At 46.7% G+C, this 13,359-nt stretch carries 12 protein-coding genes; 2 read left to right on the top strand and 10 right to left on the bottom strand.

What is annotated here, in order from left to right; genetic code table 11:
* The first annotated feature begins 70 nt into the window (after nucleotides 1–70).
* Nucleotides 71–1,165: a chorismate synthase gene (aroC, locus tag NCY57_RS05535; protein ID WP_022426905.1), complete on the top strand. Its 1,095-nt coding sequence runs from the start codon at nucleotides 71–73 to the stop codon at nucleotides 1,163–1,165.
* A 128-nt stretch (nucleotides 1,166–1,293) separates the two neighbouring features.
* Here the strand turns inward: aroC and NCY57_RS05530 are convergent, their stop codons facing one another.
* The 7 genes from NCY57_RS05530 to hemA all read right to left on the bottom strand — a co-directional run bounded on the left by NCY57_RS05530 (nucleotide 1,294) and on the right by hemA (nucleotide 8,923).
* Nucleotides 1,294–2,376, bottom strand: coding sequence for a lactonase family protein (locus tag NCY57_RS05530; protein WP_022426906.1), 1,083 nt, complete (start codon nucleotides 2,374–2,376; stop codon nucleotides 1,294–1,296).
* 188 nt (nucleotides 2,377–2,564) lie between these two features.
* Nucleotides 2,565–3,845 (bottom strand): glutamate-1-semialdehyde 2,1-aminomutase, encoded by a 1,281-nt coding sequence (gene hemL, locus NCY57_RS05525; protein WP_015525262.1) that lies wholly within the window; start codon nucleotides 3,843–3,845, stop codon nucleotides 2,565–2,567.
* Nucleotides 3,845–4,828, bottom strand: a complete 984-nt coding sequence (gene hemB / locus NCY57_RS05520) for a porphobilinogen synthase (protein ID WP_022426908.1) — start codon at nucleotides 4,826–4,828, stop codon at nucleotides 3,845–3,847. Before hemB ends, hemL begins: the two co-directional genes overlap by 1 nt.
* A 2-nt stretch (nucleotides 4,829–4,830) precedes the next feature.
* Nucleotides 4,831–6,336 (bottom strand): uroporphyrinogen-III C-methyltransferase, encoded by a 1,506-nt coding sequence (gene cobA, locus NCY57_RS05515; RefSeq protein WP_110103275.1) that lies wholly within the window; start codon nucleotides 6,334–6,336, stop codon nucleotides 4,831–4,833.
* Nucleotides 6,333–7,226, bottom strand: a complete 894-nt coding sequence (gene hemC / locus NCY57_RS05510) for a hydroxymethylbilane synthase (RefSeq protein ID WP_334297613.1) — start codon at nucleotides 7,224–7,226, stop codon at nucleotides 6,333–6,335. The genes cobA and hemC overlap by 4 nt, the downstream gene beginning before the upstream one ends.
* On the bottom strand, nucleotides 7,213–7,704 hold the full coding sequence (locus tag NCY57_RS05505) for a precorrin-2 dehydrogenase/sirohydrochlorin ferrochelatase family protein (protein ID WP_173739431.1): 492 nt from the start codon (nucleotides 7,702–7,704) through the stop codon (nucleotides 7,213–7,215). The genes hemC and NCY57_RS05505 overlap by 14 nt, the downstream gene beginning before the upstream one ends.
* Nucleotides 7,694–8,923: a glutamyl-tRNA reductase gene (gene hemA, locus NCY57_RS05500; RefSeq protein WP_173739430.1), complete on the bottom strand. Its 1,230-nt coding sequence runs from the start codon at nucleotides 8,921–8,923 to the stop codon at nucleotides 7,694–7,696. The genes NCY57_RS05505 and hemA overlap by 11 nt, the downstream gene beginning before the upstream one ends.
* A gap of 201 nt (nucleotides 8,924–9,124) precedes the next feature.
* Between hemA and NCY57_RS05495 the strand changes: the two genes are divergently transcribed.
* Entirely contained in the window at nucleotides 9,125–9,922 is a 798-nt protein-coding gene (locus NCY57_RS05495) for a sirohydrochlorin cobaltochelatase (protein ID WP_110103277.1), read from the top strand.
* A gap of 122 nt (nucleotides 9,923–10,044) precedes the next feature.
* On the opposite strand, the gene NCY57_RS05490 is transcribed toward NCY57_RS05495, so the two are convergent.
* The 3 genes from NCY57_RS05490 to NCY57_RS05480 form a co-directional block, all read right to left on the bottom strand.
* A complete protein-coding gene (locus NCY57_RS05490; protein ID WP_059085918.1) occupies nucleotides 10,045–11,256 on the bottom strand; it encodes an NADP-dependent isocitrate dehydrogenase in 1,212 nt (403 codons plus the stop codon).
* A 163-nt stretch (nucleotides 11,257–11,419) separates the two neighbouring features.
* Nucleotides 11,420–12,244, bottom strand: a complete 825-nt coding sequence (locus NCY57_RS05485) for a S8 family peptidase (protein ID WP_015525272.1) — start codon at nucleotides 12,242–12,244, stop codon at nucleotides 11,420–11,422.
* Nucleotides 12,245–12,390: 146 nt separating this feature from the next.
* On the bottom strand, nucleotides 12,391–13,350 hold the full coding sequence (locus NCY57_RS05480) for a transglutaminase-like domain-containing protein (protein ID WP_021653022.1): 960 nt from the start codon (nucleotides 13,348–13,350) through the stop codon (nucleotides 12,391–12,393).
* Nucleotides 13,351–13,359: the final 9 nt, after the last annotated feature.

The following is a 13,359-nucleotide window of genomic DNA, read 5'->3' as shown; positions in this document are numbered from 1 at the left end:
CACGTTCTTTACATTTTTTCCGGCTTCCTATATAATGATTCCAGAATTCCAACGAAAGGAAGTTATACAAATGAGTCAGTCATCATTCGGAAAAAAATTCGTGGTTACCACCTGGGGAGAATCTCACGGCAAGGCTATCGGTGCCGTTCTCGACGGCTGTCCCGCAGGTCTTTCTCTCTGCGAAGAAGATATCCAGGTTTTTCTTGACCGGAGAAAGCCCGGTCAGAGCCGTTATACAACTGCCCGTAAGGAAGGAGATCTGGTGGAAATCCTTTCCGGAGTTTTTGAAGGAAAGACTACCGGTACTCCAATTTCTCTTCTGATCCGCAATACAGATCAGCGTTCCAGAGATTACGGAAATATCGCATACTCCTATCGTCCCGGTCACGCAGACTTTACCTTTGACCAGAAATACGGATTCCGTGATTACCGTGGAGGTGGACGCTCCTCCGGAAGAGAAACCGCCGGACGTGTGGCAGCCGGTGCCATTGCCATCAAGCTGTTAAACGAACTTGGCATTACATTTACTACCTACGCAAGATCCATCGGTCCTGTAGAGATCCGGTCCTTCTCAGAAGAAGAGATCCGAAATAATGCACTCTGCATGCCAGATGCCGACGCAGCCGCAAAGGCATCTGCCTATCTCGAACAATGTCTGAACAGTCAGGACAGTGCCGGCGGTGTGATCGAATGCCGCATCAAAAACGTTCCTGCCGGTCTGGGCGATACGGTTTTTGACAAGCTGGATGCTACCCTCGCTCATGCGATCATGTCCATTGGTGCTGTAAAAGCTGTTGAGATCGGTGACGGCATCAACGTGACACGTCTTACCGGTTCCGAAGACAACGACGGTTTTGTACAAAAAGACGGCATTATTTCCAAAACTTCCAACCACGCAGGTGGTATTATGGGCGGTATGAGTGACGGCAGCGATATCATTCTCCGTGCACATATCAAACCTACTCCTTCCATCAGTCAGTCTCAGTCTACTGTGACCAACACCGGAGAAAACCTGGAGCTTGAGATCAAGGGCCGGCATGATCCGGTGATCGTACCGCGTGCAGTAGTCGTTGTGGAAGCTATGGCAGCACTTACCATTACAGATGCACTTTTTAACAATATGAGTGCACGGATGGATCGTATCCACGAATTTTATCAGCGGTAATTTCACATTTTGACCTGTCAGATAAAAAATTATAAATGCGCAAAAAAACAGACTCAGGGAAAGTTCCTACTCGTCCCTGAGTCTGTTTTTGTCTGCCTGTACAAGACTTACTTTGATCAATCCTGTTCTTAATCCAACTGCTCCCATGTATCCGGTACCGGCCAGATATGGATACAGTTCGGTGTCTCGATCTTTCTTGGTTTTTCATTCATCATGATGATATTCTTTTCATAATCCACAGTGAAAACGGTAATACTGTTGCTGGCATGATTGGCAACAGCAATATGCTTATTATCCGGGAAGATCATAAGATCCTTCGGGTAATCACCACTGATCGGAAGTGTAAATTTCTTGGTCAGAAGGCCTGTTTCCTGGTCTACTGCATACATAGTCACAGTATTTTCCCCTGCTGTTGTACAGAAAAGATATTTACCGTCCGCAGAAAGAGACATACCGGAAGCTGCGTTATGGAGCGCATCATTGGAATCCTCTTTTCCAAGAGTGGTAATGCTCTGAAGCAGCTGAAATTCCGGGTTCTTACCGCTTCCGTCATAGCTGTATACCTTCACCTCATTGCTGAGCTCAAAAAGAAGATACGCAAATCTTCCGTCATCACTGAAACGGATGATACGAGGGCCGCTCTCTCTCGGGCAGCGAAGAATGTCAACCAGCTCCAGTTTGTCTTTCTTCTTATTGATACGATAGATCTTAACCTGATCGATACCATTATCTACCGCACAGAGATACTTATTATCCGGTGTCGGACGTACACAATTAACATGCGGACGGAAATTACGCTCTGCCACGCTTCCAAGTCCCTTGTGGAAAACGCCGTCCATAACACTTCCCAGACGGCCGTCTTTATGTGTATGTACAACCGTTACCTTACCATCATGGTACCCTGCCACATAAAGATATCTTCCGTCCACATCTGTTGCAAGATAGCAGCCTCGCATTCCGTTGATATCCACACTGTTGAGGCGGGTAAGATCACCGTTCTTGTCTCTTTCAAATACAGCTACACCCTCATCCTCAATGGAATACAGATATTTACCGTTTTTTGATACTGCCAGATGAGAAGCATTGCTAACTTCCACTTCGCTTCGTTCTGTGAGTGTTCCTTTTTCTACATCTACATCGTATACCTGAATTCCCTTACTGGTTCCATGGGTATATGTTCCCACGTAAGCCACGTACTTCTTTTTTCCCATAAGTTCTGGCCTCCTGCTTTTTACATTGGTTACGTATTTTTGTGTTTATTTTATCACAAAGCTTCTGCAAGAACAAGTTACCATCCTGTTATCTTTTGTGCAATTTTTTATGCAAAGCTACCGTTCACTATGGCGTTCACACATAATCCACGCAAATGGATCGGCTCCTGCGCATCCATTACGCCTCTTTACAGATCTCCCAAAGCGCCTCTCATTGCTTCCAGAGTTTCATCAATTACTTCATCTGTATGCGCTGTGGAAAGGAACATCGCCTCAAACTGGGAAGGTGCAAGATGAATGCCTCGTTTCAGCATTCCCTTGAAATATTTTGCAAAAAGCTCCAGGTTGGATGTTTTTGCAGAAACATAGTCTTTTACCTCCTGGTCTGTAAAGAAAATACTTGCCAGAGAAGAATCATAGTTTACCTGATATGGAAGACCTTTTTCCTCCACGATCTTCTTCAAGCCGCCGTAAAGCTTCTCACCTTTGGCAGCCAGATCTTTGTAGATTTCCTGATGCTCATAGAGATATTTCAGCTGTGTGAAACCTGCAGCCATGGCAACCGGGTTTCCGCTTAAGGTACCTGCCTGGTATACAGGACCACACGGTGAGATCAGATCCATGATCTCCTTACGTCCGCCATAAGCGCCTACCGGCATTCCTGCGCCGATTATTTTCCCGTAGGTGACAAGATCCGGACGGATACCAAAATACTCTGCTGCTCCGCCAAAGGCAAGTCGGAAGCCTGTGATCACTTCATCAAAGATCAGCAGACAATTGTGCTCATCGCAAAGCTCACGAAGCCGCTTTAAGAAGCCTGGTTTCGGAGGAACCACACCCATGTTTGCTCCTACTGCCTCCACGATCACGGCTGCCACATTTCCCTCTTCCTGTTTGAGAAGTGCTTCCACACTGGCGGCATCATTGTAGGTAGCCGTCATGGTATCCTGTGTACAGCCCTTCGGAACACCGGCGCTGTCCGGAATACCACTTGCCATGACACCGGAGCCGGCACTTACCAGAAGGCAGTCACTGTGTCCGTGATAGCAACCTGCAAATTTGATGATCTTGTCTTTTCCGGTAAAACCTCTTGCTGCACGGATGGCACTCATAACAGCTTCTGTTCCTGAGTTTACCATACGGATCATATCTACATGTGGAATATGTTCACAGATAAATTCTGCGATCTCTACTTCGATTCCTGTAGCACAGCCAAAGCTCAGGCCATTTTCGCAGGCCTTGATCACACTCTCGCGGATCTCCGGGAAATTATGTCCCAGGATCATCGGGCCCCAGGAATCAATGTAATCCACATAACGGTTTCCATCTACATCATAGATGTAGCATTTATCTGCTTTTTCAATAAAACGAGGTGCCTCACCGATGGCTCCGTAAGATCTTACCGGGCTGTTTACGCCTCCCGGGATTCTTTTTACCGCACGCTCAAATAACTGTTCTGATCTTGTCATCAGCCGATCCTCCCTTCATCCATAAGTCTTGCCAGAAGCTCCGCATAATAGGTAAGATAGATCTGCGCACCGGAACGGAATGCTCCTGTAGCCATCTCACCCACGATCCTTTCTTCGTCGATCCAGCCGTTTGCAGCTGCTGCTTTTACCATTGCATACTCACCACTGACACTGTATGCGGCAACCGGAACGTTTGTGATCTCCTTTACCTGCCAGATCATGTCCTGGTATGCAAGAGCCGGTTTTACCATGATGATATCTGCACCCTCTTCCACATCTGCAAGTGCCTCTTTCAGCCCTTCTCTGCTGTTGTGAGGATCCATCTGGTAGCTTTTTCTGTCCCCAAAAGACGGAGCAGAATCTGCTGCCTCACGGAACGGGCCATAAAATGCAGAAGCATATTTTACTGCATAGGACATGATCGGTGTTGTATAATGTCCGGCCTTGTCCAGACACTGACGGATCGCTGCAACACGACCATCCATCATATCAGACGGAGCAACCATATCTGCACCTGCCTCCACGTGGGAAAGTGCTGTTTTTGCAAGAAGCTCCAGCGTCTTGTCATTGTCCACATCATGACCGCAGAGAACGCCGCAATGGCCATGGGAAGTGTACTCACACATACATACATCTGTTACATAATAAAGCTCCGGAAATTTCTCTTTTGCAATGCGAAGAGCTCTCTGAACGATCCCCTCCGGATCATAGGCACCGCTGCCCACTTCATCCTTATGGTCAGGAATACCAAAAAACATCACACTGCCTACACCGGCTTTGGAAAGCTGTTCCAGTTTATACGGAAGACGGTCCAGGCTGTAACGGTACTGCCCGGTCATGGACGGAATTTCTTCTTCCTTATTTTCTCCTTCCATTACGAACATAGGATACATAAGAGAAGATTTATCCATTCTTGTCTCACGTACCATCTTACGAAGGTTTTCGCTACCTCTTAATCTTCTTGGTCTTTTTGTCAGTTCCATGATCATTCGCTCCTTTTCATATCCTCCACCAGCTTGACAAGACTGTCAATGGTGGCTTTTTCTGACATATATGCTTTCATTCCAAAGCTCTCAGCAGCCGCCTTCGTCTGTCTGCCGATGCAGGCCGCCTTAACCTTTGAATAATCCAGTCCTTTTGTTCCCTCTACAAATCCCTTCACAGTGGAGGCACTTGTAAACACCGCACAGCTGATCTGTCCTGTTTCAAATTCCTTCTTCTCATCGATGAGCTGGCTCTTTTCGTAAAGAGTCTGATAAGTCGGAACATCCTCGACCACAGCGCCTGCCTGTGCAAGAAATGCGGTGAGCTTTTCATTACCCTTTTCTGCCCGCGGGATAAGTATCTTTTCTCCACCGGAAAGAAGCTCTGAAAGTTCCTTTCCAAGAGTATCCCCGTCATATACCGACGGCACAAAATCTGCCAGCAGACCTCTTTCCTTCAGGGCCTTTTTTGTTCCTTCCCCGATCACGGCCAGACGGGCATTTCCCATGGCACGGATATCTTTTCCATGGCGGATCAGTTCTTCAAAAAATACCCTTACACCTGTAGGGCTGGTAAATACAAGCCACTGATATTCCTCCAGGTGATCCAGCGCTTTATAGAGACGGCTCTGGTCTTCCATGGGGACAGTACGGATCGCCGGAAGCTCCAGAACCTCCGCGCCTTTTTCACGAAGCATGTCCGCAGTTCTGGAAACAAGCTCCTTCGGTCTTGTGACAAGGACCTTCCATCCTGAAAGCGGCAGTTCTTCATACCAGCCAAACTTCTCTGCCAGTGTACATACCTTACCCACCACAATGATCGCCGGTGTCTCGATCCCCTGGCGTTTCACCTCTTCTTCCAGGGTAGAAACTGTTGCTACGATCCGTTTCTGACCTGCTGTAGTTCCCTTCTGCAGGATCGCCGCAGGCATGTCCTTTTCCATTCCTGCACCTATCAGACCCTCGCAGATATCCGGAAGTGCGGACACGCCCATCAGAAATACAAGCGTTCCCTTTGTATCAACAAGTGCCCGGAAGTCTATATCATATTCTTCTCCGGCTTTCTTGTGTCCTGTAATGATGTGGACTGAAGAACAGAAATCCCTGTGTGTTACCGGAACCCCGTTATATGCCGGTACTGCAATGGAGGAAGTAACACCCGGAACAACCTCATAAGGGATCCCATTCTCCCGAAGAAGCTCCAGCTCCTCTCCTCCTCTTCCAAAGAGGAATGGATCTCCGCCTTTCAGGCGCACCACACGAAGACCCCGCTGTGCCTCCTCAAGAAGTACCTGATTGATATTTTCCTGACGCATGATATGGTGACTGGCACGTTTGCCTACATTGATCAGCCTGGCATTTTCCGGGATTCTTGACAGAACTCCCTGACCTACCAGACTGTCATAGACGACCACATCTGCCTGTTCCAGCACTTTGAGGCCTTTTAATGTAAAAAGGCCGATATCGCCAGGACCCGCTCCTACCAGCCATACTTTTCCTGTTTTCATCTGTTTTCTCCTTTTTTCCGAAGAGTTTCTGCCAGTTCCCTGCCTAAGCTTTCCGCATCTGCCTTATTGCCACGCAGTGTTCCTGTTACATAGGAACCGTCTTTTTCATTATAATAAAGCCCTCTGAGATAGATCTCATCCCCGAGAATTTCCGCATGGGCAGCCACCGGAGAAGAGCATCCTCCATCCAGGAGCTTTACAAAAGCACGCTCCGCACTTCCCGCGGTCCAGGCATCCTTATCACAGTAGCCCTCCAGGAAATCATAAGTTTCCCCTTTTCTTCCCTGTACAGCAAGGATTCCCTGACCAGCAGCCGGAATGATCTCATCTGCTGTAAAATACCGGTTGATCCTGGATCCCAGTCCGAGTCTCTTAAGGCCGGCAGCAGCCAGGATCAATGCACTGTACTGTCCTTCATCCAGCTTCCGGAGTCTTGTCTGAAGATTTCCGCGGATACTTCTGACATCCATATCCGGATACAGTTTTTTAAGCTGTAAGGTTCTCCTTAAGCTGGAGCATCCAAGGGGCTTGCTTTTATCAAGTTCAGAAGCTCCCTCAGGAAGAACCAGTACGTCTCTCGGATCTTCTCTTTTGGAAAAAGCCAGAAGCGGCAGCTCCTCCGGAACCTCCATAGGCATATCTTTCAGGCTGTGTACAGAAAGAATACTTCTTCCATCTATCAGTGCTTTATCCAGCTCCTTTACAAAAAGCCCTTTTCCGCCAACCTTATCCAGTGTACGGTCCAGAATGATATCCCCGGTAGTTTTCATAGTGAGGATTTCCACTTCCAGATCCGGATTTTTTCCTTTTATGTAGTCACGGACCATTTCGCTCTGCAGCACTGCAAGCTTACTCTCTCTGCTGCCGATCACGATCTTATCTCTCTTCATCTTCATCCTGCTCTCCCAATACTTTTTCCAGCGCATTCTGAATCTCTTCCCTTACACGCTTTGCTTTTTTGTGATCCAGTCCGCTGGCTGTAACTCCAACTACCATTTCATCCCGCATATATACGCCCGGAAAATAAAAATCACAGGCTTCCCGGTCGGAGGCTACATTAACATAAATGCCCTCCTCCTTACAGACACGGTGGATCTCATCATTCAGTTTCCAGTCATTGGTGGCTGCGATCACCATATATGCATTGGCAAAATCAGAACGTTTCACGGGACGGATATACAGAGTCACGGTTCCTGCTTTCCCGATATCCATAAGCTCCTGGGTCACTTTTGTAGCCACTACCGTGATATTTCTTGTAAATTTCAGAAGAGTTTTTATTCTTCTGGTAGCAATATTACCACCACCTGCCACAACGATATTTTTATCGGACAGGTCTATAAACATGGGGAAATAAGGTTTATTCTTCATAAAGTTTCTCCAGTCCTTCCACACATTCCAGAAAAGCATCCTGGTTCAGACTGTCCCGAAGCCCGAAGATCAGCTTGTTCACAACCTTTCCGGCTGCAGTATCCACTGCTTTTTTCAGGTTTTCTCTGTCTGAATCCTCCATAGGAGTTTTCCGGAAGATTTTTTCGATCCTCAGATTCAGATCTTCCACAGCATCCGCTTTGATCTCCTGGATGCGCGGGATGATATCACGACCTTCCAGCCACTGGAAAAATTCGTTCATCTGGGCCTTCACAATGGATCCTGCTGCTTCCAGGTTATCTGCAAGTTCCTTCGGTGTCTCGCCGGTTCGGAAGCTGTCCATATCATAAAGTGTGATGTTATCTTTTTTTCGGATCTCCGGATCAATATCTCTTGGAACTGCCAGATCGATAAGGATCATAGGTCGTTCCACACGTACATCCTCAAACAGTTCTTCCGTCAGTGTATAATTGGGGCTTGCTGTTGCGCTGACCACCAGGTCACACTCCGGCAGATAATCCATTCTCTCACCATAATTGATCCTGCTGCATCCAACAGGAATGCTCACAACACCACTTCTGTACTGACGGATCGTAACCGTCACATCCGCTCCTGCTTCACGCAGTGTCTGGGCAGCCATCTTCCCCATCTCACCGTTTCCGATCACCATACAGACTTTATTGCGAACATGATAACCGCCCTCTTCCAGAAAACGGATGGCCTGATGGATCACAGAAGGATTTCCATGAGAAAACGGCACTTCCGTTTTGATCTTCTTGCCTGCAGTTACCGCCATACGGAAAAGCACCTCCAGAACACTGTCTGTGGTAAACTCATCCCTTGACATACTCAACGCCTCTTTTACCTGGGTCAGGATCTGATCTTCCCCCAGGATCTGGGATTTCAGTCCGCTGGTAAGATAAAAAAGGTGTTCCACCGCCTCTTCGTTTTCTCTGCTGGTAAAATACTTCTGGTATTGTTCTCCCTGCACACCTTTCAACGAGCAGAGCCACTGATACAGGTCCGGCTTCTCCTCATCTGCAGTACTTACCCACAGTTCCAGCCGGTTACAGGTCGACAGAATAATACACCCGCAGATCCCAGCTTCTTCTTTCAGCCTGCGCAGCGCCTCTCCGGTATTTTTACGGGTAAAAGCAAACTGCGCTCTGACATCTACAGGTGCCATATTATGATCGATTCCAATCATGAATATACTCATGTCCTACGTTTCTCCTTTGTTTCCACAATCTTTTATAATGATAAACATTTCCGTAAGGAAAGTCAACTACGATTGACAATGTCAGCCCTCCCTTTTATAATATCTTATGGTAGAAATTGCGGATCATCTTTATATTCCAGCGGAGAAATATAAAGAATTTATCATAATCACCATAATTATCAGGATGGAGGAAATCCCCGTATGAACTCAGCTTCAAAAAAAGCGATCCTAGTAGTAAGTTTCGGCACAAGCTATGAAAACACCCGTAAGCTTACCATCGAGGCCATCGAGCACGATATTGCCGATGCATTCCCGGCCTGTCCCACCTACCGTGCATGGACAAGCAAAATGATCATTGCCAAACTAAAAAAGCGGGACGGTCTTACGATCCACACGGTAAAGGAAGCTCTGGAACAGATGCTTCTGGATGGTATCACCGATGTGATCGTACAGCCGACTCATGTGATCAACGGTATCGAAAATGATCAGATGAAAGCCGATGCGCTTTCTTTTCGTGACCGTTTTTCCAGTATTGTTTTCGGAAATCCTCTTCTCACAACAGAAGAAGATAACCAGGCGATCGTCCGGGTAGTTGCAGATGAATTCCGGGACATGGATCCGGACACTGCACTTGTACTGATGGGACATGGAACAGAACACTACGCAAACACGGTTTACGCTGCTTTGGATTACCGTTTTAAAGATACCGGACATAAAAATATTTTTCTTGGAACTGTAGAAGCCTATCCGGCCCTGGACTCCCTTCTCCGGGCTGCCGACAGCTTTCATCCGAAAAAGATCGTGCTGGCGCCTTTCATGATCGTAGCCGGCGACCATGCACAGAACGATCTGGCCGGTGCAGATCCGGACTCCTGGATGAACCGTCTTTCTTCCGAAGGATATGAAGTCACCCCTGTACTGAAGGGACTTGGCGAATATCCCCAGGTCCGGCAGATCCTTGTGGAACATGTACAGCAGGCCATGAACGCTTCGATCTGACAGAGATCAGATGATCCATATATATCCCTCATAAAAAAACTGCACCGTGATCCATCCCTGGATCTTCCGGTGCAGTTTTTTATTTTTTATGAAATTACTTGAAATTCTGAAATTCCTGTTATTTATGCCATCAGTTCATCCAGTTTTGTCTTTACAGCAAGGATAAACTCTTTGCTGTTCAATACCTGTACCTCTTTCAGGGAAGTGATCAGTGCAAGATCCTTGGTCATCTTTCCGCTTTCAATGGTATCCAGTGTTGCTTTTTCCAGTTTTCCTGCAAAATCAGCAAGTGCTTCATTTCCGTCCAGCTCGCCTCTCTTGCGGAGAGCTCCTGTCCATGCAAAGATCGTTGCAACGGAGTTTGTGGATGTTTCTTTTCCCTCAAGATGACGATAATAGTGTCTCTGAACTGTTCCGTGGGCAGCCTCATACTCAAAATATCCCTTCGGGGATACCAGTACAGAGGTCATCATGGCAAGAGAGCCAAATGCGGAAGATACCATGTCGCTCATAACATCTCCGTCATAGTTCTTGCATGCCCAGATAAAACCGCCATCTGCCTTCATAACACGGGCTACGATATCATCAATCAGACTGTAAAAATAGGTCAGGCCGGCTTCCTCAAATTTATCCTTAAACTCTGCATCAAAGATCTGCTGGAAAATCTCTTTAAATCTTCCATCGTATGTTTTGGAAATGGTATCCTTGCTTCCGAACCATACATCCTGCTTTGTGTCCAGTGCATAATTAAAGCAGCTTCTCGCAAAGCTCTTTACGGAATCATCAAGATTATGCATGCCACGGAGAACACCTGCTCCATCAAAATGCTGGATCAGCTCCTTACGCTCTTCTCCGTCTTCGCCCTCAAATACAAGATATGCATCTCCCGGCTTGTCAATATAAAATTCTGTATTCTTATAGATATCTCCATATGCATGACGTGCAAGTGTGATCGGTTTCACCCAATTCTTTACACATGGCTCGATTCCCTTTACAACGATCGGCGCACGGAATACAGTTCCATCAAGAATAGCACGGATCGTTCCGTTTGGACTCTTGTACATTTTTTTCAGGTCATACTCTTCCATTCTGGCTGCGTTTGGCGTGATCGTGGCACATTTTACGGCTACTCCGTATTTCTTGGTTGCTTCTGCTGCATCAATGGTAACCTGATCATCTGTCTCATTTCTGTGCTCAAGACCAAGATCATAATATTCTGTATTCAGTTCCAGATACGGTGTGAGAAGTTCATCCTTGATGATCTGCCACAGGATACGTGTCATCTCGTCTCCGTCCATCTCAACTAAAGGTGTCTGCATTTTGATTTTTTCCATATTATTTTCTCCTTTTGAGGTTTATTCTCCTGTTCGGATTCCAGGTGCTCTTTCCTTTAGAATCTTTCTTCAGCACTTTTACTGTACATTGTACTCATATTTTCCGGTTCCGTCAACGCTTTTGTGCTTTACCACACTATGTTTATAAGAATTGTATAATAATTCAGCCTGCCAACAGTTTTTCACAGTTAAATTTTCCCCATCCCTGCTGATTTCTGGGAAGTCCCATATCTTCTGCATTTTCTCTTAACAACATCTTTACCTCTACATTAGAAAGCCGGGGATCTTTTTCCAGAAGGCAGGCGATCCCTCCTGACACCAGAGGCGTCGACATGGAGGTTCCGCTTTTGAGCCCATATGAGTACGGCAGTCCCGGTGCACAGGCAATGACCTGGCTTCCCGGCGCTACCAGATCCGGTTTGCACACACAGTCAAAAGTAGGGCCTCTTCCGGAAACTGCCTTTCTGCCATTCAGCATATCACTGGAGCCTACGGTAATGATCTTCCGGCTGCTTCCCGGTGCTGTTACCGTGCCGGCCCCCGGTCCCTGATTTCCTGCTGCAGCTACCACCACAAATCCCAGATCCCAAAGTTTTTCCACTCCTTCAAGAAGATCTGTCTGTTCCTTATGATCCCGGGATGTTGTTCCCACTGAAATATTAACGATACGGATATGATAAATGCTTCCAAACTCCATGATCCACCGAAATGCCCGCATCACATCCTCCCTGCTTCCGTTCCCGAAACGATCCAGAACCTTCAGAGCAGCGATACTGCAGCCAGGTGCAGCCCCTTTATATTTTCCACCTGATGCAGTTCCGTCCCCTGCAAGGATCCCGCTGACATGAGTCCCATGTCCGTTATCATCATATGGGCTGCGTCTGACTCCTGTAAAATCACGAAACACGGAAATACGGCTGCCAAAATCTATATGAGGAAAAATACCGGTGTCCAGAACCGCCACGCCTATCCCTTTTCCTGTATACATCCTTTTATACCTTTCCAAAGCTCTCCCGTCGGACAGCTGACCTTTCTTTAGCTTATTCTGCGGACATCTTTCCCGCTACTCGTTTTATATAAAAAGACCCCGGGATCTTACATCTGAATCCCCGGGATCTTTGCTGTATATTTTATTTAGTTTCCTCTTCCTGTACGGAAATTAACTGTTTTCTGGATCTGATTATCCATTCCGTAGCTGTAGCTTCCATAAACACCGGTATGCCAGCCCTTAGCCTGTCCTTCCGGGTCATAATGAAGTCCGTTTATGATCACCCAGCTATGTCTTGTAAAGCCATCCCCGGCTCCATCTCTGGTTCCCGGAACACGACCGCATACCACATATGGATCATATCCGATCTCTCTTGCCAGTGCGGCAAATGCACAGGCATAGCCATAACAGTTTCCCTTTCCTGTAGCAAGCGTTCTCCACGCAGTCATTCTCCACCAGTCATTCTGATTTAAATTCGGATAATAGGCCGATGAATAATAGGTATTATTTATCACATAACTCCAGCACGCCTGTAGCTTCTGGCTTTTGGACATTCCACTTCTTGTAATATTTTGGACCACGCCTATACAATGCAGCTTCAGACTGCGCATATCATTTTTTACAGCCTGCCCCTTTCCGTTAAACCGGATTCCCTCCAGAGTACGGTTTTTGTAAAAACGTCCCCAGGAATCCGCATAGTAAAGATTTCTATCCGGAAGGCACAGCCAACCCTTTGAAGGATTTCCATATTTATTTACGTAATAGGAATATTTTCCTACATTTACGATACGTGACGTCTTTCCGTTCAAAAGGCGTCCTGCAGTATCAAACACATAGATCCTGGAACCGATCTTGTTATGGTAAGTTAACGCATAATATTTAGGCCCGAAATAATACCGTTTTCCCTTTACGGTCTTCCATTGGTTTCTGATCTTTCTGCCCTTGGTGTAGTAGTAATATTTTCCTTTTTCTCTGTAGAGACCGGTTTTCTTCTTTACAGTTGCCGTAGTAGTTGCTGCCTGCGTCTCACAGGTTACGGAAACCGTGCAGATCTGCACCGCAAAAAGCATGACCATCGCCATAAAAAACAATTTTAATCTTTTCATACGTATCTT

Origin of the sequence: Blautia sp. MB18-30, from assembly GCF_023669475.1 — a bacterium.
Lineage (GTDB): Bacteria > Bacillota > Clostridia > Lachnospirales > Lachnospiraceae > Blautia_A > Blautia_A fusiformis.
The sequence above is the reverse complement of the archived record's forward strand: the minus strand, read 5'-3'. Positions and strand labels throughout refer to the sequence as shown.